This is a genomic window from Halapricum salinum (assembly GCF_004799665.1).
In the GTDB taxonomy this organism is placed as follows: domain Archaea; phylum Halobacteriota; class Halobacteria; order Halobacteriales; family Haloarculaceae; genus Halapricum; species Halapricum salinum.
Window position 1 is genome coordinate 2180510 of the sequence record NZ_CP031310.1, and the last position, 23463, is coordinate 2203972.

15 protein-coding genes are annotated in these 23463 nt (G+C 58.4%); 5 read left to right on the forward strand and 10 right to left on the reverse strand.

Annotation, left to right across the window (positions count from 1 at the left end; genetic code table 11):
• Positions 1-142 precede the first annotated feature (142 nt).
• Positions 143-4579, forward strand: a complete 4437-nt coding sequence (locus tag DV733_RS10895) for a PKD domain-containing protein (RefSeq protein WP_079979508.1) — start codon at positions 143-145, stop codon at positions 4577-4579.
• A gap of 234 nt (positions 4580-4813) precedes the next feature.
• Here the strand turns inward: DV733_RS10895 and DV733_RS10900 are convergent, their stop codons facing one another.
• From DV733_RS10900 to DV733_RS10910, 3 genes are read right to left on the reverse strand one after another with little or no spacing between them, the layout of a single operon-like run.
• Positions 4814-5683 (reverse strand): hypothetical protein, encoded by an 870-nt coding sequence (locus DV733_RS10900; RefSeq protein WP_049994667.1) that lies wholly within the window; start codon positions 5681-5683, stop codon positions 4814-4816.
• Positions 5684-5711: 28 nt separating this feature from the next.
• Complete coding sequence (locus DV733_RS10905) at positions 5712-6095, reverse strand: hypothetical protein (RefSeq protein WP_049994666.1); 384 nt, start codon at positions 6093-6095, stop codon at positions 5712-5714.
• Complete coding sequence (locus DV733_RS10910; RefSeq protein WP_049994665.1) at positions 6092-7540, reverse strand: DUF58 domain-containing protein; 1449 nt, start codon at positions 7538-7540, stop codon at positions 6092-6094. The genes DV733_RS10905 and DV733_RS10910 overlap by 4 nt, the downstream gene beginning before the upstream one ends.
• Before the next feature lie 135 nt (positions 7541-7675).
• On the opposite strand from DV733_RS10910, the gene DV733_RS10915 reads away from it, so the two are divergent.
• Entirely contained in the window at positions 7676-9763 is a 2088-nt protein-coding gene (locus DV733_RS10915) for a hypothetical protein (protein WP_049994664.1), read from the forward strand.
• A gap of 60 nt (positions 9764-9823) precedes the next feature.
• Complete coding sequence (locus DV733_RS10920) at positions 9824-10819, forward strand: DUF1616 domain-containing protein (protein WP_049994663.1); 996 nt, start codon at positions 9824-9826, stop codon at positions 10817-10819.
• On the opposite strand, the gene DV733_RS10925 is transcribed toward DV733_RS10920, so the two are convergent.
• Positions 10816-13776 (reverse strand): LamG-like jellyroll fold domain-containing protein, encoded by a 2961-nt coding sequence (locus tag DV733_RS10925; RefSeq protein ID WP_049994662.1) that lies wholly within the window; start codon positions 13774-13776, stop codon positions 10816-10818. The genes DV733_RS10920 and DV733_RS10925 overlap by 4 nt on opposite strands.
• Positions 13777-13965: 189 nt before the next feature.
• On the opposite strand from DV733_RS10925, the gene DV733_RS10930 reads away from it, so the two are divergent.
• A complete protein-coding gene (locus DV733_RS10930) occupies positions 13966-14988 on the forward strand; it encodes a glycosyltransferase family 2 protein (protein WP_049994661.1) in 1023 nt (340 codons plus the stop codon).
• Positions 14989-15095: 107 nt separating this feature from the next.
• Positions 15096-15935, forward strand: a complete 840-nt coding sequence (locus DV733_RS10935) for a glycosyltransferase family 2 protein (protein ID WP_237560514.1) — start codon at positions 15096-15098, stop codon at positions 15933-15935.
• Here the strand turns inward: DV733_RS10935 and DV733_RS10940 are convergent.
• From DV733_RS10940 to DV733_RS10965, 6 genes are all read right to left on the reverse strand, one after another.
• A complete protein-coding gene (locus tag DV733_RS10940; protein ID WP_161569351.1) occupies positions 15926-16990 on the reverse strand; it encodes a glycosyltransferase family 4 protein in 1065 nt (354 codons plus the stop codon). The genes DV733_RS10935 and DV733_RS10940 overlap by 10 nt on opposite strands.
• Positions 16991-17052: 62 nt before the next feature.
• Entirely contained in the window at positions 17053-18000 is a 948-nt protein-coding gene (locus DV733_RS10945) for a glycosyltransferase family 2 protein (protein WP_049994658.1), read from the reverse strand.
• A gap of 65 nt (positions 18001-18065) precedes the next feature.
• Positions 18066-19817 carry a hypothetical protein gene (locus DV733_RS10950; RefSeq protein ID WP_161569352.1) on the reverse strand — a complete coding sequence of 584 codons (1752 nt, stop codon included), beginning with the start codon at positions 19815-19817 and terminating at the stop codon, positions 18066-18068.
• Positions 19818-19904: 87 nt separating this feature from the next.
• The gene (locus DV733_RS10955) at positions 19905-20789 is read right to left on the reverse strand and encodes an alkaline phosphatase family protein (protein WP_136342334.1); all 885 of its coding nucleotides are present in this window, start codon (positions 20787-20789) and stop codon (positions 19905-19907) included.
• Between the two features lie 165 nt (positions 20790-20954).
• Positions 20955-21737, reverse strand: coding sequence for a glycosyltransferase family 2 protein (locus DV733_RS10960; RefSeq protein ID WP_049994656.1), 783 nt, complete (start codon positions 21735-21737; stop codon positions 20955-20957).
• Between the two features lie 76 nt (positions 21738-21813).
• Positions 21814-23193 (reverse strand): sulfatase-like hydrolase/transferase, encoded by a 1380-nt coding sequence (locus tag DV733_RS10965; RefSeq protein WP_049994655.1) that lies wholly within the window; start codon positions 23191-23193, stop codon positions 21814-21816.
• Positions 23194-23463 lie beyond the last annotated feature (270 nt).

The window sequence follows — 23463 nt, forward strand, 5'->3', positions numbered from 1 at the left end:
ATTGAAAACAACTATAAAGTATGGAATTTACAATCTAACAATAAGTGGTGTAATCTGGGGAGAGTGTACCCATCTATCGTGATGTATGGGCAAGAGGATTAGTCGATGCTATTAACTTCATCGCATAGGTTTGACTGTTTTAATGACAGATCTCCGTTCGATACGATACGGGCAAACAAAAGATGGCCGTATTGGGGGAACAGATCCTAACTACCCAGACCTAGCACAGTGGTATTATGAACCTGTTTCTTTTTATGGAGAGAAGGGGGATAAAGTCAAACTAACTATTTCTAGTGATATCTTCACTCCGATAGTAGAGATAGTACTACCGGATGGCTCAAAAGAACCGTTCGGTACTTTGGTTAATCCTCCATTTGAAGATCCGCCTCTAGAAAGGCAGGAAACTGAAATCCTTGAGCAAACCGGCACGCACACACTTTGGATAAGTCATGAAAGATATACTAGGCTGGGGCCTTATCAACTCACTCTCGAAGCAATTGAGACACCTAATCTCAATGCGAGGTTCGACTATAGCCCTCTGTCTACATCGCCTTCAAGCGACGTAACTTTCGATGCAAGTCCATCTGACGGGACGATTGACGAATTCGTCTGGGAATTTGGAGACGGTACAGAAGCTCAGGGTACTCAAGTCACCCACCACTATGATACTTCGGGAGAGTATAAAGTTCAGTTACATGCCAAATCGAGTGTAGACAGTATTAATATTGAGGATATAGCCAGCGCGACCGTACGAGTTGAAGCGGACGGCAACGACTTGGTAAGTGGCTTTAGCATCAACAATACTGTACCACAGACCAACGATACAGTGCAGTTCGATTCGGGGCTCACTGAAGATGAACTTGAGAATGAAGACATAACGCTCACGTGGGAATTTGGAGATGGCTCAACTGCAAAGGGGCCACGTGTCAGCCACACATACGCCACATCAGGCACGTACACCATTACCTTGACTGCCGATGGAGAGACGTTCACCCGTGAACTCACTGTCGGTACCCCACCCGTTGAAATTACCGGCCTCGACCGTGACATCGGTGGCACACTGCTTCCACAACTCGGCATCGACGAAAGTGTCGAGGCCACTGTCGAAGTACCCGAAACTAGTGATATTGAACAAGTCCAATTCGAGTTCGCTGGCCAGCAATCGATTGCCACTAACCCTCCCTACGATGCTTCTCTCACCATCGGTGATGTCGTTGCTCCCGCTACCCCACTAATTGTCCAGGCAGTCACCTCCACTGGTGCAACGCGGGAAATCGAACATGAAATCCCCATCCAACGTCTACCCGAGTGGCTCGAATTTCTCCTCAAGAGCACCGATACTCTCGGTGTCGAACTGACTGACGGGGAGATTGAGATTACTTATAGTCCGCTAGCAGATCTCGACGTCGGGTTCGATATTCCGAAAGACGTCCTCAGTGGTGACGATCGTCCCGACGAGGGTGGCAATGGTACGTACGACTTCGATGTCGGCATGGGTGGTATCTACGATCCACTAGTTAACGAAGCGGAACTTACCGCAGCCGGTACCATTGCTGCCGAAGTCATGGCCTTGGCCTTCGAGATTAAGGTCGCTCTCACCGGAACGGTCCAATCAACCACCTTGGCGTTAGAGAGCGCTCAAGCCGATATTGACAGCCAGCTCGAATTTGATATTGAACCGCCAACAGTCCCTATCCCGGTGAGTATCCCTATCCCTGGCACCAATAGTGCCATCGGTATCGTCCCGACTGTAATCGTCTCTGCGGACGGCACCTTTGATTTTAACGCTGACTTCTCGTTTGATGCTGGGACTGTCAAACCTGGGATCGAACTGGAAGTCTCGATCGGTATTGATCTTGAACTACCGTTGTTACCGGATGGCGAACTCAAAGGTGTTCCAAGTGGGGGAATCGACGGAGAGTTTGATGTCGGCACTGACGACTGGAACCTCCGGGCCACTTTTTTCCTCGCTGGAAAAGTCGTGCTCGACATCCCTGGCACTGAGATTGTTCTTGAACAGGACCCCATCTGGGATCAACCACTCACCGGTGACGGTGCGAGCGGATCTAGCCAAGTGACGGCCTCATCGCTCTCTGATCCGCGTGTGCGCCAGACCTCCACAGGAGGACCACAACCACTCCCGGAGATTGACAGTGTCCAGACTGCCTCTCTGAGCACACAAAGTATCTCACCACGGGAGTCATTCCGGTTAACTGACCGCCCCTACGAAGACATCCAACCAGCACTGGCCAGCCCAACCGACAGCAAGCAACTGGTCGTCTGGAGCCAGCAGGACGAAGACAAGTCCGCCAAAGCCGGGAACGATCTCGTCGCGCAATGGTACGAAAACGGCTCTTGGAGCGACCAGTTCGTGATCACTGACAGCACCTATGCCGACGCTGATCCGGTCTGTGCTGCGATCGAGACTGGTGAGATACTCGTAGCCTGGAAACGCTTCCCTGAAGATCGTACTACCAGCAGTGACCTCGAAACTCTCTCAGATGTCAATGATACACGCAATAAGACTGAAATCGCCTACAGTATCTACGATGGGAGTTCCTGGTCAAACCCGACACTCCTTACATCGACGAGTATCACCCAGCGACGCCCGACGGTAGCGACAGCTGACGGCGAGTGGTACCTCGCCTGGGAGGCCTTCGACCGCGAGGTCGGCACCTCGACGGTCCGCTCGACAGTCGTGTCCCCGGACGGGTCGACGACATCGATCACCGACCAGGGTGGGGCCGCTAGCCCAGATCTCGGAAGCCGCGACGATGGTACCGTCGACCTCGCATATCTCGTAATGGACAATGGGCAAGTTACGGATATTACGCATAGAGTCCGCGATGGGACCTCGACTATCTCTGAGCAGACCTACAGTGCCCCGGAAGCGGCGACGGTCGTTGTCGCGAACGGTCGAGTCGTCTGGGCAACCAATATCGACCGAAACCCGACATTAGTCGAGGCCGCTGACAGCTCGACGACAGAGCTCTCACTTCGAGAGGATGTCATCGAAGTGCGGGAATTATCGCTGTCGGCACGGGCCGACCAAGCTATCCTGTCGTACGTTTCGATCCTGGAAGGAGGATCGACTCGAGACCTAGTATATCGGTTAGATAGGGGCAACGGATGGATTTTCGATCGCAGTATCACCGAGGACATTCAGGACGGTATCCGCGTTCGATACACGGACTTGGTGTTTACCGGCCCTGCCTCGTTCTTATCGGGGTATTCAGTTCGAGATCCGGGAACTGACACCGTTAGCGACGTGTTTGCGACTACTCAAGAGTTCGGGCCAGCCTATGCCATTGATGGCAGTGTCGACAGTGGTGTCGCTGGCGACCAGACAACTTTGTCGTACGAACTGGAGAATCGAGGTGACATCGACGGCTCTGAGCAGGTCACGGTCAAAATTCTGCGCGATGGAACAGAGATCGATTCGATCACTCATGATCCAGTGAATAGTGGAGGTACTCTGACTCGCGACCGTGACGTTACCATTGGTGACGGTGGGGAGTTCACCATCACAGTGGACGTGCCCGAACCATCGCTAGAGACCGAACCACGGGATATCTCGCTGGTGGCTGCTCGAGCGAAGTTACGGGTCGACGAAGTCTCCGCACAGCGCCCAGGTCCCAACGAAGCGGTGGTCCAGATAGCATTGACGAACAACGGTGGCGCAGTAGCTGACAAAGTTCCGGTGGTGTTGAACGACGCCGCAGAGACAGTGGCAGCACCAACAATTAGTCAAATCGGGGCGAAATCGACGACGACAATCGAGACGACCCTTGACCCACAGGCACTGGACAACTCCGATACTCACGAAGTCCGTATCGATCCTGATGGGACGCTCCCCTCGCAAGCCGAAACGACGCCGTTGCGACAAACATATCTAGTTCGTCCGGAGTTGCGCGTTGAAGACGTGCGCTATCGAGAAGACAACGACCGATTTGTTCGAGTACTGGTTTCGAATCATGGTCCCGGTGTGGGAATGGCGACAGTGACCGTCAGAGATGGGACCGATAACGAATTGAACACGACGCAGGTGTCGGTACCTCCCGCGGAACTGGACAACGGTCAAGTAGTCTCAGTACACCGAACGATTGACATCTCGACCCCCTCGTTGGTAGAGGGTCAAGCGGTGGCTGTCGAGATTGATCCAGAGGTGAGTAATCGTCGTCAAGAGGGCCTGACGACAGTTCAGAACGTTGAGACTGTCTTGCCCAGTGAATATCAAGGCACTGTCGGTGACGTGGTCGTATCTGCGACTGGAAGCTCCCTCCCGGTCGGCGGTCAGGGAACTGTCGATATTACAGCCGAGAATGCTAGTCAGGTGACACTCGAAGGCCTTTGGACCGACTGGGGTGTCGAGGTCGATGTGCCGAGCGAAATTCTTGAAGTGGACATTGCAGAGTCAGGAACAGTGACACTGAATTGGGGGGCTGCACAATCCTCAGTAACACCGACAGTCACGATATTGATACCAGACCGTTATGTCGGTGGCGAATATCTCGTCAATATCGTAGCTTCGAACGATAATGGGGCTGTTGAAGCAACTGCAACACTGACAATCGAGTAGTATCACGCAGTGAAATAAGTGGATATCTATTTTACAGGTTATCACATATACACGTGTGGGTCGTTCCCACACGGCTCGCAGAACAGTGGTGACCCAGGACGTGGCCCACGATCAGCAACAACGAGAGGCGTATTGTCCAGTGTGCGACCAGGAGGCGGTCGTCGAGATAACGGTTCCCTGGCAGGACGACATCTGTACGAACTGTCGGAACTCGATTCCCGAGTCGGGCGACGCCTAGGCGTCGTCAGATTCGAGGTCGTCCCATCGACAGACAACCAGCGCGTCGGCCTGGCGGTCGGGCGAGCGCTCGACGCTCACCGAGATGGGGCGGTCGAGTCCGCGTGCCAGGCCGGTAGCCAGCAGTGACGGGACGGGGTGGTCGAAGCTGTCGATCGGTCCGTAGGAACCCCCGGAGACGGCGACCGCGACTCGGTCTTCCTGAGCTTCGACGTCGGTCGCGTCGAGCACTTCGAACTGTTCGACGAGCGCGCCGGCCAGCTGGGTCGCGATCGACTCGGCGTCACCCTCGAACGAGCCAGATTTCGTCTCCGCGAAGCGTTCGAACAGCGTCTCACCCGTGGGATAGGTCGCGAACCCACGCTGGCGGTCGCTCTCGCCGAGGACGAACGCGTCCGAGAGCGCGTCGTCGTCGGGCACGTCGAAGGTGGTATGCTGGGGGACGAACAGCCGGACTGACTGCTCGCCCGCAGCGTCGATCGGGACGTAGAGCCGCTCCTCGGTGAGTCCGAGTTCCGCGGTGATCGACGTCTGGGTCCGCGCCATCGCGCGGTAGACTGCCTGCCCGACGCTCGCGGGCTGGAGTCGCTCGGGCGTGAGATAGTAGGTCAATACGCCGACGAACACGCCGGTCCCGCCCAGAGCGAACAACACCGTCTGTGCACTCGTGAGGAGGACGCCCCCGAGGCCGCTCAGGAGGCCCGCTCCGATGAGCACGAGTGCCGCCCGTCGATACTCACTCTGTCGTGCCCGGGCGTACTCCGCACGGAGCCGTCGATTCTCCTCGCGGAGGACCTCGATCTCGGCTCGGAGCGCCGCTTCGTCGTCCGATTCTGCCGTCGATTCCTCAGAGATGTGTTCGTTCATGGCGTCGCCTCCTCGGCGATGTGTTCGGTCATCGTGTCTCCTCCAGCAGCCCCATCGTCAGGAGTTCGTAGCGGTGGATCGCATAGCCCGTGATCGTCGCGAGGACTGCCCCGCCGATCGCGACAAGCCACAACTGGGCCTGGGTCGTGGCGAGCCACGTCGCGGTCGCGCCGGCCGCGCTCGCGACGCCCGTCGCCAGCGCCCACGGCCAGTCTTCGCCGCCCGCGAGCAACCCACCCGCGACGACGATTCCGACCACTCCTTCGAGTGCGACCAGGGGGAGGAGCGCCTCTTCTATCAGGACGAGCGCCAGGAGATGAATCACGACGAGCAGCGTGACGCCGCCAGCGAGGCCGAGCCACGCTCGCGTGAGCGGATCGTCGTCGGTCGATCCGTCTTCGCTCACACTCATACGCGCTCCCTCCGTCGAGTAGCCAGCAGCGCGTCGATCCGGTCGGCCGGCCCGACCTCGTAGGCCGTGACGCCGGGCAGTCGATCGAGATCGCGTCGAAAATTCTCGAAGTCGCGATAGCGCTCGTACGCCGATTCGAGGTCGCTCAGGCCGCCGGGTTCGAACAGGACGCGCGGCGTCACGAACACGAGGACGTGGCCCGGGCCGCGACGCGCCAGATCGACTGTCTCTCGCAGTTCCGCCCGGTCGATGTCGTCGGTGAGGACGACCGACCAGACGCTTCCCTCAAGGTGCGCTCGCTGGGTTTTCACTGTTCGGAAGAGCGGCTTCTCGGTGAGCTGTGTCAGATACTCCGTCCGCGACGAAAAGTACGGTCGCAGCGTCCCCTCGAAGGCCGAGGTGCCGTCCAGGCTGGCCGCCCGTCGGGTCGCCGCCGCGGGACCGAGGGCGTCTGTCTCTGCCGCGGGACCGAGACTGTCCACGTCGACGCTCGCGTCACGCTCACTCGTCGGACCGAGATCGAGGAGTTGCGAGCGGATCCGTTCGTAGTGGCGCGGGTTCGTGCTCGGGGCGAACTCCGCGGTCGTCCCCCCGTCACCGACGGTGTACAGCCCGAGCGGGTCGTCGAGATCGCGTGCGGTCGCGGTCAGCGCGAGGGCGACCTCCCGGAGGTACGCGAGCATCGTTTCACCCTCGCTGTCGCGCCCGAGTGAGTGACGATGGTCGACGAACAGCAGCGTTCGTCGGTCGGTCTCGACCTCGTACTCCCGGACGTGGGGATCGCCCAGCCGTGCCGTCGCTTTCCAGTCGATGTCCCTGACGGTGTCGCCGGGGACGTACTCTCTGAGTTCCGCAGGATCGATCCCCTGGCCGAGCTGGCCCGAGCGATGGCCGCCCAGCGTCGAGGTCGTCCGCTCGCCACCCTGGCCGACGTGGACCGCCCGCGGTTGGGTCGGTTCGACGGTGATCGTCGTCGGCTCGCCCCGCGTGACGGTCTCGTGAAACAGGCCGTAGCGATCCTCGACGGCGATCTCGACGCCGTCGATGGTGCTCGTCCCGGCGACGGGAAAAGTGAGTTCGGCTGTAGTCTGCCCGTCGTGTTCCGCTCGATCGAGACTGATCTGGATCGGCGTCTCCTCGGCCGAGACCGACGGCGGGAGGTCGACCGTCGCGGTGAGTGGCCCCGGGTACTCGGCTCCCGCAATCGACAGCGTGAGCGGCGCGGTTTCGTTCGTCCGGACGTTCGTCCGGCCGACGCCGACCTCGACGGCTAGCCGGTCGTCCAGGGCTCGCAACTGCCCGAGAAACCGAAGCTGGACGGCGAGGACGAGGACGGCCGTCGCGGCCCCTCCGGCCAGCAGGAGCGGGCGCTCGGTGAGGACAGCGAGCACTGCCAGCAGCCCGCTCGTCGCGCCCAGCCACTGGAGCCGCCGGGTCGCTCTCATTACATTCTCGGAGTGCGCTCCGGCAGTTGAAGCTATTGATCCCACGGCCAGAGTGATCACGACCGGGGGGTCGGAGCGAGCGCGATCCGGGCCTGGAGAGAAGACGTTATATCCGCGGCTGGGCTTGTCGTGAGTGTGTTCGGCCCTGACGACGCCCTCTCCAGCCGGCTCTCGACGCTGTTGCTCGTCAGCGCCGTGTGCGTCCTCCTCGCCGGCCTCGTCCTCGGAAGCGTCGCTGCCGGTGCTGTCGGCCCCGGAATCCTGGATCGTGGGTCAGACAGTACCGAGGGGCTCACCCAGGAAGATCCGGCGGGCCTCCAGTCTGAGCGCGATCTCAGTGCGTTCGAGCGCCAGCTCGCCCAGCGCATCCAGGGGCAGGTCGAGAGCGGCGCGATCAATCTCAGCCAGGGCCAGTACGGCGACGTTCGCGAGCGACTCGACTCCTCGGAGTACGAAGAGTTACTCGACTCCTATCGATCAGTCTCCGAGGAGACCGGCAACACCGAGCGCGCCCGGAACGTGACGGCGTTCCGCCGGGCGCTGGCCAACTACACGGGGCTGGCAGAACGCTACTCCCAGACCTACAGCACCTACCGACTCGTCCAGTCGAGTCGTGACCTTCGCTTCGGCGAGACCTGGGCGGGGTCGACGGGCCACGACGACGTCACGCGGTCGGTCGCCCGACGGCTCGAACGGATCGAGTCAGCCCTCGAAACGAACGCGTCCAGAGTCGCCGCGGTCGCCCGGACGTTCGACGGCGATGTCCAGCTCGATTTCGATCGCACAGTCGAATCAGTACAGGCCAGTTTCTCGAACATCTCGGCTCGACAGGCCGAGGTCCGGGCGGACGCGTTCGTCCAGACTGAACTCGCTCTCGACGTTCGGTCGACGAACGCCTCCTTCCGGGAGCCGCTGACCGTCTCGGGGCGACTTCGGCTGGCGAACGGGACGGCCGTCACGAATCGCTCGATCCGTTTCGAGGTGGGCGAGCAGACGATCACGACTCGGACCGACGCCGCCGGTGCGTTCTCCTTCGCGTATCGGCCCGTCACGCTCCCGGTCGACACCGAGGAACTGTCGATCCGGTACGTCCCTGACGAGATGGAGCCGTATCTCGGCGCCAACGCGACGGTCGACATTTCGGTCGCGTCGGTCGAGCCGACGGTCGATGTCTCGGTTGCCTCCGAACCGACGGTCGAGGTCTCCCCAGCGCCGGCTCGCGTCGGATATAGCGACACAGTCGGAGTGTTCGGTCGCGTCTCCGTCGACGATGTGGGTGTCCCCGATGCGCCGGTGCTCGTCTTCGCCGACGGGCGATTGCTCGCCAATGCGACGACCGGGAGCGACGGCACGTTCGAGCGTAACGTCTCGATCCCGGCGACTCTCGAACCCGGCAATCGCTCGCTGCAGGCTCGGCTCGCGCTGCAAGGCCGATCGATCCAGTCTGCCGACGGGTCGACGACGATCAGCGTCCGCGAGCGCTCGACTGAGCTCTCGCTCACCACTACCGCTCTCGACGATCGCACTGCCCGGGTGACTGGGCGATTGACCGCTGCGGACGGTCGAGCGATCCCGAACCAGACGGTCACGATCACGGCTGACGGGGAGCAGGTGGCGACCGTCTCGACCAACGCTTCCGGGTGGATCGACACGACGGTCCTCGTGCCCTCGGGCGCGGTGTCGGACGGGCGCGCGGAGCTCGTGGCCTCCTTCGACGGGCGCGGGCTGAACCTCGGTTCCTCGGACGCGCGGGCAACGGTCTCAGTCTCTGCGTCTGGCTTGCCGCTGTGGCTTCTCGGTGGTGGGCTCCTCGTCGTCGCGGTCGCTGGCGTCGGGATCGGCGGGTTCGTCTGGCGACGCTCGCGATCGGAGTCCAGCGAGCCCGAGGCAAGCCCGGACGTCATCGAAGACGACGCTGTGGCCGACGATTCTACCGATAGTGGTCTCGATCCCGAGGCGCTGTTGGCGGCTGCACGCGAGTCCGCGCCCCAGGTGGCTGTCCGACTCGCGTACGCGGCGGTGCGCGTCTCGCTCGACGGACCACGTGACGGGACGCACTGGGAGTTCTATCGGGCGTGTACCGCTGACGCCGACGACGCGGAGCTCGCCTCGACGTTGCGGACGGTCACCGAGGGCTACGAGCGAACGAATTTCGCGGGAGATTCGGTCTCGGAGTCGGAAGCAGAACGAATCGTGTCGGCCGCCGATTCCCTCGTCCGGTGAGAGACGGCGCGGGCGGTGTACCGTACGCCTTATGCCCGGGCTTCGCCAACGTCCGTCGTAATGGCCGCCGGCCGGACACTCTGGCTGCTCCTCCCGCGACAGCTCCGGGAGTTGCCAGCCGATCTCGCCGCTATCGCGGTACTCGTGGTACTGGCGAATCTCTCGGTGTTCGCCCCAGTCCTCGCAGACACGCCGCTTCGGATCGGCCTCGGGTTCGCGTTCGTCCTGTTCGCTCCTGGATATACGTTCGTGGCGGCGCTGTTTCCCGAGCGTGGTGAACCGCCCGAGAGTGACGACGACGGCGGGATCGACGGGATCGAACGACTGGCGCTTTCGTTCGGGCTGAGTATCGCGATCGTTCCACTGATTGGGTTAGTATTGAACTTCACGCCGTGGGGGATCCGCCTCGGCCCGATCATGGTCGCGACCTCTGGAGTGACGCTCGGGTTCATCGCTCTGGCTACCGTTCGACGCTGGGACTTGCCGGAAGCCGAGCGATTCCGAGTCCCGTATCGGTCGTGGCTCGCAGACGCTCGCGCGGAGTTGTTCGAGCCCGATTCGAGCAAAGACGCCGCGTTGAACGTCCTGCTCGTCCTGAGCATTCTGCTGGCCGTCACCACTGTCGGCTACGCGCTGTTCGTCCCCAAAGAGGGCGAGGCGTTCACTGAACTGTATCTGCTCTCGGAGACCGACGACGGCGAGTTGGTCGCCGACGACTACCCGACGAACTTCACGGTTGGTGAGCCCCAGCCATTGGTCGTCGGGGTCGGCAATCACGAACATCGGTCGATGGACTACACCGTCATCGTCGAACTACAACGTGTGGAAATCGTCGACAACGAGACGCAGGTGCTCGAATCTCGGGAACTCGACCGCGCGCAGGCCAGCGTGGACGATGGCGAGACCTGGCAAGAGCCCGTCGAGGTGACGCCGACGATGTCAGGCGAGCGGCTGCGATTGGCGTTCTTGTTGTACGAGTCGCCGCCTCCTGGCGATCCGGCTTTCGAGACGGCGTATCGGAGGGCGCACCTGTGGGTCAACGTGACTGGCCGCTAGCTTCTCTCTTCGGTCGAGTTCGTACGTGATGCGAGACTCTGGACAGCGTCAGTCCCGAGCGCTCGATCGTAGATCCGGAACTCGTCGATAGTCCCGTCGAAGATGTGCAGTGGATTCGGGCCACTACCGACGCGCAGACGGCCGTTCCAGGACGGGGAGCCTTGCTGGACGGTGCCGTTTGCAACCTGCGTGCCGTTCACGTACAGCGTGTACTCGCGGCCGTCGTAGGTTGCGGCGACGTGGTGCCATCGGTCGACTGTGACGTCTCCACCGATTGCCGCCGGTGTGTCAGCCCACGGTATCTTGAGTGAGACTCGGCCGTTCTGTTCTAAGACGATGAATAACCCTTCGCCGCTTCGGACGATGTTTCGATAATCGTTTTCCTCGGTCGTATTGAGCGCGGTCGGTTTGATCCACGTACTGATAGTGAATTCCTCTGGAGCCCGTACGTCGGCCTGTAGGCGACTCCGTTCGGCCCTGTCGAATTCGATCGCGCTGCCTTGTATGCCCTCGTCTGTCACCGTCAGATTCGAGCCCTCGCCCTGGATCCCGCCGACGCGATCGTGGATGACTCTGCCGTCGGTCGCGTCGAACGGCCAGTGCAGGAGACCGTCTCTGTCGTGATGGAGCGCTCGAGCGCCGGATCGGACGTTCGAGTCGGAGACGGAGACCTCCAGATCGTCGACGGCGTACTCCCCGGCGTACGGCACCGTCACGGCGTAGAGTCCGTAGGGATTCGTCGAGACCTGCTGGCGGTAGGTGTAGGTCTGTCCCGAGACGCTGACGCTCGTCTCTGCTGTGACTGTCTCGGCTGTCTCTTCGACGCCGACGATCGTCGATCCGTCCACCAGTTCGAAGACACGGTGTGGGCCGTTCTCTGTGGTGTGGACGAGTCGGTAGTGCTGGAAGCCGGAGAGGGTCGACTCGTCGGTGGCCATGAGACGCCGCTCCATCGTGGCCCCATCTGTCCCGTTTCGTGCGCCCGTGAACACGACGAAGCCGTGCTGATTCTGCAAGCGTTCGTACCACTCCTCGGCGTCAGTCGAACCGAGGAATGGCACGTAGTTGCGCTGTTCGAATCCGTAGTTGAGCGACTCCCCGCTGACGAAGTAGTTGTAGATGCGGGTGTCACTCCACTCCGCGAAGACGCCGTTTTCGGGATACGCCATTCCGTTGGCTTCGCTATACTCGTCGATCCACTGGGCAGTCTCGTAGGTGCTGTCCTCGACGGCCAACTGGCCCTGTTTGATCGGCGTCTGGACCATTCCCAGGCCAGCGACGAGGAGAAACAGCAACACGAGCGAGACGAGCTGACGGCCGTCCGGGCGCTCGAACCAGTCTATTGCGTGGTCACTATCGAAGACGTCGACGGGGCGAGCGAGGTCGACCCAGTTTGCGGCCCGGACGAGACCCCAGCCGGCGAAGACGGCCGTGAACAGCGAGAGCGGCCCCGCAAACCGGATCTTGACGATCGCCCACCCGAGGAAGTAGATCGCGTAGACGGTCGGGATCGCCCACAGCGCGTCTCGATGTTTGGCTACCCGCCATGCCCCCATCGCGACGAACGGGAGCGCGAGGAACAGCATGAACCCGAACAACAGTATCGGGAGGACGAAGATACCACCCTCTGTGCTGAACAGTCCTCCGGATTCGGCGATCTGGCGCGACTCGAACAGGCCGAAGGCGCGATCGATCGCCGGGTCCAGGACCGGCGTGGCCAGGACTGCCACGAGAACGGCGACGGTCGAGGAGACAATCCCTCCTACCAGTGTCGTTCTGGGTGAAATCGAGAGGACCCGGCCGGCTTCGAGGAACGCGACGACGGCCACGGCGAAGGCGAAGACGACGAGCGGGATCGCTGCACGGAAGAGTGGGAACCAATCGAGACCTGCGTGGATTCCCAATACGAGCAGTGCTGCCGCCCCGAGACTCCCGAGGTACGGCGCCGTCTCTCTCAGTGGCGAGCGGTCGTCGTACAGTGCGAGCGCCCCCCGGACGGCGACGAACAGGCCGAACGGCAAGAGGACGATCGCGGACCCGACCCAGCTCAACGTCTGGGCTGTCAGCAACACCGTGAGAGCGACGGCGACTGCCCAGCACCGTCTCGATCCGAGCGATAGTGTCACGCTCTCGGCCGTCTCGTACTCTTTCTCCCACCAGATGACGACCAGTACCGTCAGTGCGAGCCAGATGTAGTCGAACGCGTGGTGATCGCCGAATCCGAGCGCCGTCCGGTAGGCGTGAACCGGCGTCACGGCGAGCAACAGCGTACTCGCCACGGCGACCCGGACGTCGTCGGTCAGCTTCTGTGCGATGGCGTAGACTGCTGCGGCGGTGATCAGCGCGGCCACCACCGGATACCAGGCCAGCGTCAGCCGTGCCGCGTCGGGCGTCCCGCCCAGCAACTCCGAGAGCCACCAGGTGGTGACGAGCATCAGCGTGTCTCCCCGCATCCTGATTCCTTCCGGGATCGAACTGAGTGCGCCCACGTCGAAGGCTGGGTATCCCTGTAGTTGCTCGACCCAGAACAGTCGCTTGTACGGGTCGTTGCCCATGAGCGTGATCGTCTCGCGGTACACCACGTCGTAGACGAACGCGACGCGGACGAGCGCGACGAACGCGAGTACCCCACCCAGTAGGAGCGCTGTCTGGCGCGAGATCGGTATCTCAACGTTCTCTAACAGTGAGGTCCGTTGTGCGGACGAATCCCCCGAGTCGCCCTCGGTTTCGTGTCCGAGCGCCGCTCGGACCGCTTCGCGGTCGGCGAGTCGATATCCGTCGTCTTGCTCGACCGCGATTCCGCGGGAGACCAGCTCGCCAAAGGTTCCCGAATCGAGCGGGATGTCGTCGAACTCCCACGGGCCATCGGCGTCGATCGCCAGTATCTCTTCGAGGTCGTCCGCCAGGCCGGGGGTGTCGTCTAGCAACGACTCGACGTCTTCGCGGCCCGTGTCCATGTGAGGGCCCAGTAGTCCTGATTTAATTAACCTGCCTCTTGGTGGTCGAACTCGTCACCTCGCGGCTGGTGTGCGGTCGATACGTCATCATCGACCGTCTAGTGTTGTGGAAACCAAAGGTATTATCTTCTAATCAAACCCAGATACGGATAGATTGAAACGTACCGGTTCGTACGGAGGCCCCCTCACATGATAAGTGCTGTCGACGCCCTCTTCCTCGGCTCTGCCCTCGTGGTGCTCGGCTGGGGACTCGAACGCTATCGACGACGGTTCATCAAGACCGATCTGCTGATCTCGCTGGTCATCGCCGGCGGGCTCGCCGCGTTCGTCACGGTCCCGAACCTGTTCTACTTCGCCGGAGATATTCTGAACATCGAACAGCGGTTCGTCGTCGCGTCGCTGATCGGGAATCTCGTGCTGGTGACGCTGCTCTTGTATTTCATCGGCTACGTTCGCTCGCTCAAGAGTGACGTGACCGAGCTGAACCGCTCGCTATCTGTCGATCAGGGACCGAGGGCCGACGGCGGAGCCGAGGAGATCTTCGTCGTCATCCCGGCGTACAACGAGGGCAAGACGATCAAGTCGGTGATCGAATCGCTTCCCGAAACGGTGTGTGGCTACGAGATCCACCCGCTCGTGGTCTCGGACGGCTCGGCCGACGACACGGCCGATCAGGCGCGGTACAACGGCGCGACGGTCGTCGAACACCACGTCAATCAGGGCCAGGGCGGCGCGCTCAAGACCGGCTTCGAGATCGCGCTGGACAACGACGCCGCGATCGTCGTGACCATGGACGCCGACGGCCAGCACCCCGCCGACGAACTTCATCGACTGGTCAGCCCGATCGTCGAGGACGAAGCCGACTACGTGATGGGCTCGCGCTATCTCGGCGTCGACCGCTCGGGTAACGGCACCGTCCGCGAGACTGGGATCCAGTTCTTCACGCGGATGATCAACCTCCTGACGAAGTCCGAGATCACTGACTGCACGAACGGTTATCGGGCCATCCGCGGTTCCCGACTTGAAGAACTGACGCTGACCGAGGAACGATTCAGCGCCCCCGAGTTGATTATCGAAGCCCGCAAGAACGGCCTCCGGATCAGGGAGATCCCCGTCACGATCGAGGAACGCGACGGCGGCGAGACCAAGAAGCCGCAGCTCGGATACGCGCTGGGTTTGTCGCGGACGATCTTCGCGACGTGGATTCGGTGAGAAAATCTGAAACCTTGTGCTGAAGTCTGGATCACGATCGGTACAGACAGATTTGAATATCGGCCTGCCCTCGACACGCATATCCCATGAATTCGCCGACGTTTTCGGTGATCTTTCTCACCTGGAATCCCGGTGAGAAGATTCTCCATTCTATCGAATCCGTTCGATCGCAGTCCTACGATGATCTGGAAATCGTCGTCGTCGACAACGACAGCACAGATGGCACACCTGACCGTCTCCGATCTGAATTCCCAGATGAAGATCGGCTTCGTATCTTCGAGAACGAGACCAACCTTGGGTTCGCGAACGGGATCGAAGTTGGAATGAGAGAGAGTGACGGAGAGTATCTCTGCTGTTACAACCACGACACGACGTTTGCGGAGGGGTATTTCGAAACGGTAGCCGACTACGTGTCTGAAGACGCTGTCTGGACGACAGCGCGTGAGAATCACCGCGTGTCGAAATCGACGAAATGTGCTCGGCTCAACTCACCGTATGGATTTTCGGTGCCGTACGACGTCGACTCCCTGTCAGGAGTTGCGAAGGTAAACTACGTTCCTGGCGACGGTGTGATCATCCCGAGAACAATATACGAGAAGACGCTGAATGGGATCGTCTTCGAGGAGAAATTCGCCCCTCGGTGTGAGGATGTCAACTTGGCCCTTCGATTGCAGGACGCTGGCGTCGATATCTATGCAATACTCGATACGTATTCGATCCACCCGGACAAGGCTGACTTCTATGCGCCGAATATCGAGAACTTCCTGACGCTCCTCGGCACGACACGTGCGAGAGTCCGGACGTTCAGAGCAAACGGGCGTCCCGGCCGTGCAATCTTGGCAGCCTTCAGCCTACTCACCAATCCAGTACTCGTCTATCTACGGCCCGTACCGCGGTCAACGGCCGCGTTCCGTAATCGAGCCGAACTCGTGTCACGTCACGACTGAGCAACGTCCTCTAGGATCTCCTGATACTGGTCGATCGTTCTGTCCCAGCGGAATCGCTCAGCGCGCTCTTTGCCCTCTCTGACCCTGGTGGCGCGAAGTTCAGGATCGTCGAGTAGTGTCGTGATTCCGTTGGCGATATCCGACGGCGAGTCTGGGTCGACGTATTCGGCAGCCTCTCCCAGAACCTCCGGGAGTGCAGCGCGATTGGATGCGACGACAGGTGTCTCGCAGGCCATCGCTTCGAGCGGGGGCAGTCCGAACCCCTCATAATACGAGGGGAAGACGAACGTCTCGGCGTTTTCGTAGATGTACTTCAGCTCACGCTGGTCCACGTAGCCGACGGTGACGATATCCGGGTCGTTCTGGATACTCTCCCAGTCGATGCCTGTGCCCTGATACGTCGACCGTGGCCCGGGGCCGACGAGGAGGAGTTTATGCGGAATCTTGTCCTTCCGCTTCAGTGTCCTGAACGCCTCGATGACACCGTCGATGTTCTTGCGCTTGTGTGTCCCACCGACATACAGCAGATATTCGTCTGGAACTGCTGTCTGCTTGCTGCCCTCTGGGTCGAAGAAGATGTCGTCGATCGCGTTGTGGACCACGCGTATTTTCGTTCCGTCGACACCGATCTTGTCCATCAGCTCCTGCTTAGTAAACTCCGAAACGGTGACCACGGATTCGGCAGTCTTGAGCGACAGCGGAACGCGCAGACGCTGCAAGGCAGTGTAGTACCACGGCGCGTGACCGAGGTAGTTCAGAATATCGTGGACACAGATCACTCTGGGTGTGCCAGGGAGTACGATCGGGTTGTTCGCGTTCGGACAGAACAAGACGTCAATATCGGTGCGAGCGGCCGACACTGGTAGGACAGACTGCTCCCAGAGAAGCCCGAACAGCTGCGATTCCGATAGAAACCCTGTCGATCGGAGGGTTACGTTCTGATACTTCTCCGCTATCTTTCGGTGGCCGAAGAGCGTGACGTCGCCGTATCTCTGGGAGAGGCGTGTGGTAATCTCGTGGGCCACCTGAATCGCGCCGCCTGGCTCGTCGTGCATCAGTGTTCTCGCGTTGATGCCAACCCGGAGGTCTGATTGCGTATCCGTCATTTTGAGCAGTCCTATGGATATCTACCTTGACCGCTTTGCCCACGGAGGCCGTCGTATGCTCCCAAACTAAGGGCCTTGAGTGAGGCCCAGCGGCGCGTAATCACATAGTATGCGAATTTGACCCAGACCCACCACGCGTAGATCAGATATGCCGGAAGGCCGTAGGTCGACCCCCGTCGGACGAGCAGTAGACGATTTCGCACCGTGTAGTACTCTGCGAGGGGGGATTGGTCGCCGCCTGAACTTCCCGAAACGCGGTGATAGACCTCTGATTCGGTATCTGTGGCGATTCGATAGCCGTGATTTCGCATCTTCGTGGCGAATTCGATGTCCTCGTAGTACATAAAATAGTCCTCGGGAAGGAGTCCAATCTCGTCGAAAACCTCTGCGCGGATAACAGCGAAGCACAACGGGACGTAATCGTTCGGCAATAAGCCATCCTCAGCAAACGGACTCGTGTCCCCGATCTCCGGGTCGAAGCGAAGATTCGGAAGCGAATGGTGTGACTGCATGTGGCTGGCGTTTCCACTTCGCTCGTCGACGTATCCTTGCTCGAACCAGACTGTTTCTGTGTCTGGCCACTCCATCACCGTCGGCGTCAGCATCCCGATCTCTTCGGAGCGCTCCATGACGCCGGCCAACCGGGAGAATAGTTCTCGGTTTTCGACGACGATATCGTTGTTCGTGATCACGACGTAGTCCGCACCGCGATCGAGCGCTCGTTCGATCCCGATGTTCATTCCAGCTCCGAATCCGAGGTTTGTCTCGTTCAGGATGGTCGTGACCTCTGGGAACGACTCAGCGAGTCGTTCACCGGATCCGTCTGTCGATCCGTTGTCCACCAAGATGAGATCAAGGTTGTCGTAGGATACGTCGAGGAGCGAGTCGAGACAGTTCGCTGTGTCGTCGTAGGAGTTCCAGTTGAGAACGACACAGGCGACGCGGGGAGTTGAATCCATACTGCTCTCGTATCAGTGCCAAGGGGCGTGGTGTATCAAAGTCCTCCGAAGTACAACAGCTACTCTCATTCTGAAGGCGGCGTGTCTGTATAGATGGTCGCCTTCCCATTCGAGTAGATCATCGAATTCTTGGATTGGACTGTCTCGAATGTCGCTGTGGGGACGATCGCATAATTTCCGACCGACCGGTGTGCACCGAAAAACAGCCGATCGTTGTAGTCGAGTAACATCAGGACTCCCCCGTTCGGGACGGTTCCATTCAATACTGCAGAGGGTGGATTCGACGCCTGTCTCCCGGTTGTGGCAATCAATATGTGTTCGGTGTTTTCGTCGCCAGCGATCGGTGTCTCTTCGGACGTGTACTGGCCGATAAACTCCCCTCCTGCGTAGTACTGCGCGGGAAAGCGTTGATCCGTCTCAGCTTGTGTATATCGAGGCTCTACGTCGCTCACCACGTAGGGTGGAATCAACAATAGGCCGACCACTACAGTTCCCAGAACGAAAACCCGGGTTAGTGTCAGTCGATGTTCGTTGACTCTGTCGAATGCCAGATAGACGCCTATTGGAGATATCCACGCACCCACGAGTACAAAGAACGTGGTAATTCTCGCAATATCACCGATACCAGTAACCCACGACAGGACAGCGAGGATCCCAGTGGTGACTCCGAAGACTGTTACGACGTTCACCCATCCCCCAAGATCCCTGCCCCGGAACCACCAGTATGCGGATGCCACCACACACCCAATACCGATGAGTAACTGATAGAGCCAGTATCCGAAAAATGACTGGAAGCGCATGAACGGCCCTCGTTCTGCGACTGGAAGACCGACCTGTTCAGTCGTTCCCGACCCGAGGATGAAAGACAGGATCGTTCCGAGTTTCTCTCCAGAGAATCCGACACTGGCGATCAACACTGTGAAATTGATGCCGCCTGTCGTCACCACGTACTGCCAGATGAGGAAAAACACCAGAATAAACAGATAGAGGGCCGCCATCTGGGTTAGTACTGGTTTTGGAGGCGTTACCAACGAACTCGGATCCAGTGTCCGTTCACTGAAGACGTATAGAAGGACGACTGCAAAGAAAATCCCTAGCATCACCGAAGTCAAGTGGTGGGAAACGACGGTCGATCCGGCACCAAATAGTGCAATCACACCCCACCGATTCGACGGTGAGTGATACCACCGGTACAATACGAAGACCGTGAGCGCGAAGAGTGCGACAGCGATACTCTGTCGCGAGAAGCCGGTCTTTGCTCTGTAGAGCGGAATCCAGAGGACGACGGGAATCATCATGATGCCGACCGGCGGGAGGCGACGCCGAACCTGCTGGGATTCCCTGAAATGCCTCGCAGTGACGAGTACGAAGAGGAGAGCGACACTGACGTACCAGAGAGGGAGAAGCCATGATACAAGGATCTGGGGTTGAGAAGTTGGTAATATCTCAAGCTCGGTTATCGCATTCACGATTAAAGTGTGGATGTGTAGTAGCGGGGTTTCAGGGAATCCTCGTATGATTGCTGAAGAGGGGAGAGGCCACCCCTGTGTGGCTATCTCCGTGGCGACGCGTCCGCCAACGTGTGACCCTCTAATGTACAATGCTCCAGCCTGTGGGCCTGCATAGAGGAATATTAGTGCAAGTCCTGCTGTTCCGATCGGGAGTAGACGCCCAGTGAAAACAGTGATTGCGATCAGGGCTAATAGACTCGGAATCGACAAATACGGGGCCTGCAACCTGAGGCCCAAGACAGCACCTGCTAACAGGCAAGCAACAAGACTCACTCCCAGCTTCTCTTTCTTTTTCATCTTGCTCAACGATGATCCTGAATTCCCATTCTCAGATTGTACAACGGATTACGGGCAGAACCTGAAAGAAGAGAACAATGAGGGGCCATCTTTGATTTACACATCCATGTAGCCTAGTTTCCGTAACCGTTCTTCTACAGCACCTTCATCCATTTGATGTCTATCATTTTCCGGTGGTTCAGCCCTAATCTCTCTTCGAGTATTATCGTCGTGGATCAGTAGAGGGACCTCGGTTAGCTCTTTTACGTATAGTTGGGAATAGTGGCCGTAATCTTTGATTGGTATCGGCCGTAGTCTATCACCGAGGAGTTCCCCGTGATCGGCTGTGACGATCGTCTTCCCATCGAGTATAGATAATAACTCTCTGACGTGGCTCAAGACTCGGTCGATGTTTTCTCTATATGCCTGGTGAAGAACATCGTCAGAGATGTCGTTTGATCGGAAGTCAGTCAGTATCCTGTGTTGCTCGTCGTAACCTGGAAAGTGCCGATCAGCAGTAGGGCCAACGTATGGAGTGTGTGGTGGTAGCAGGTGGACGATAAATCGTTTGTGGGGGTAGTCTGGAACGATTTCTCGAACTCGGTTGACTAGTGGCCCCGACGATTCATGGTTCTCGTCGAAGAACGCATAGAAGTCGAGATCAAGTTCTTGTCTAAGCTTTTGATACCAGGCGTTCCCGGTCACGCATACACTATCGTTCAATGATCGGTCAGCAAAGTTCGCTCGCAAAAACTCCGTCGTCGTGCTTGCACACGATGTTCGCGAACTAGTCTCGCCAGGTAGTTCAGTTTCTGCCTCCACGAAGAAGTCGTATCGACACGCGTCCAGAATGACGAGGTTGTCCCAGTCGAGATCAAACACTGGAGTACCGCTGTCGTTGAATCGGTTGTTGTTAAGTCTGTAGTACTGTCGGTTCAGCTCTCTCGGTACTAAGTGTGGTTCTGAAAGAGATCTGCGTAGATGGGAGAGGAGGTTAGGCATTATATTCGCGTCAGTACACGGTGAATATGCACCTGTCCATTTGTATCTGTCTACATCTCCACTGTGAACTTCTCTTCGGTGGAATGATGTCCACGGCGGTCTGCGGCTGCGACTCTGGGAACCACCTTCGGGCAGGACGGGCCTATTGCAGCTGTCAACTCGGTGCTACCCATTCCTGCTGGAAGTATCGTACCACCCTCTGTGCCTCGCGAAGCACTTCATTCCGAGGATGAGGTTGTAGTACAGTCTCAGTAAACATAGAATGAGTCCGAAGTATCCCAATCGCCACCCGCCCTGATAGACGAACCGAACGGTGAACTCGAATATTGGGTCCCACAGAACCATCTTGGTAGAGAAATCCCTCTCTTTCGCCTCGATTGTTGAGTATCGGTTCATCGAATCAATCATATCTTCGATGGTCCGGTAATTGATGTGAACCAGACAGTATTGCTCCTCGTCAGGTATTTTGCCCCGTCGAGCATCGGGGACTACATCAATGAAGTTATGCAATTCATTTGTTATTTCTACACACTCTTTGTTATACAGCTTCGGGTTATAGGCTGGCCACCAGCCGGCCCCTTTCGCCCACTTGCCGAAAAAACAATTCTTTCTGGGTATATCGACGACATCGTACCGTTCTGACTCAACTATTTCGCGTAGGCGGTCAGCCAACGGGGACGGGACGCGCTCATCGGCGTCGATGTCGAGGATATACTTGTTGTTTGCCGCATCGATACCATATTGTCTGAGGATGTCAAACCCCTCACCTCGCTCCGTGGTTTCGTGGAGAATCGTATCGGCATACTCGCTCGCAATTTCAACTGTATCATCCTCACTCCCGCTGTCGACAATGATTATCTCGTCGACGAGATCGACGATGCTTTCCAGGCAGTCACGCAGGAAATCACCCTCGTTGAGCGTCAATATCACTGCGGATACGTCGGTCATCCACCACCACTTGTGCTAAACAAATAATAAAACCGTGTATTACTCGCCGCTCTTTGAGTGGCCGGTACGGGTGTTCTCAATCGATATATCCGAGTTCGCGCAAGCGATCTTGTGCCTCCGTGGTTACGTCTGCCCCCTCGTTGCCCGTCTGGTAGTTCTGGTCTACCAGCTCCTCTCCAGTTTCCCTGAGATCATGGAGATCTGCGCTTTTCCCGCTCCGTTCGACGAACTCGCCATCGATGTGGTCGACCCTGGCGTCGCCACGGATAAGAGCGAAGTCGTACCTGGCGTCCATACTACCAGTCGGCGTCACGGGACTCCCGTCAGCCTTCGAGTTGTGGATAAATTCTGTTATCGAGAGTTGATCCTCCTTGATAGACAGAAGATCAGCGCCACTGAAACCGCCATCATCTCCCCTGAGCGCCATCATCGTGGTCTTTGGCAACGACCGGAGGTTGACCGTATGGTCAACGACCCGACCGCCCTCGTGGTTCGGTGAGAAGATGATGAGCGGAACGTGTATCCGCTTTCGTTCTAGGTCACGGCTTCTCCGGAACCAGTTTCCGTGGTCGGCAGTTATGACGACAAAAGTATCGTCTTCAACTAATTCTTTCACCAGTGGGTAGATCTTTCGGTCGGTATCTGTAATCGTGGCCTTATACAGATCGTACATATCCTCGCCTAGTTCGGTGTTGCCCTCGGTTACCTCCCGGTGGACGTCCTGACCGCGAACGCCGACAGGAAGTTCATCCCTAGGCTTGTCGCTGAATTTCTTGACGGACTCAGACGAGGCATCCAACGGGGCGTGTATGTCCATATAGTTCGCGATGACGAAGGAGTCACCAGACGACTGGCTGAGAAACTCTTTGATTCTGTTGTTAGTTGTATCGGCGTATTGGTATTTTTCGTCGTCGTCTGGGGAGTCTTCGGGGAGGAGCGACTGTCCTTTCGAGTTCTTGTAGTATAGGCTCAGGCCATTGACGAAACTGCGGAGGGGTTTTCCTCCCTCGAATACCACTTTTCGAAGCAGGTCGATCTTTGAGTCGGTACTCGACTTGGGGACATCACGAGGATCGGTCGCACTCTCGAACACCAAATACTGCTTCTGGAGGAAATCGTCGTACATATCTACCCCCTTATCAAGACCGTTGAAAATAAACGGATTAGACGATATCATAAACGTCCGATGCGTATCGGACAGCCGTTGTACTATTGTCGGGTACTCTTCGTCGTAGTACGGCGTCGCCTCATGCATCCCGGTTCGAGAGGGCAGTTCGCCAGTAAAAAACGAACTATGCGACGACGGACTTGTGGGCCCCGGTGAGTACGCCTCGGTGTAGATCGTCCCGTGCTTGGTTGCTAACGATTTGATGTTCGGCATCGTCTCGGGCCCGTCATCGTCGAACGGAGTAGCATCGAAGGAAAGGGAATCTAAGATGATCCAAACTGCGTCCATACGACGTACTGTATTTTCTGAGAATTTAAGTTTGCGGTGTTTGACTCAAACGATGCAAAGTATTATTATTGGACCTATTAGCCAGTGATGAGGAATCTGAATTCTTCTACCGCGGGAACAACGTTCGGGCCGACTGCCCTCCCCCTTTGCCTGATACAATCACAGTTTCGTTTTTGCACTCACCACCAGCCAGTACTAGCATTATCTACATCTGGGGTTGAATTCCGTGAGAACTTGGCAGAATCGCTAACGTTATCAACCCCAGAACAG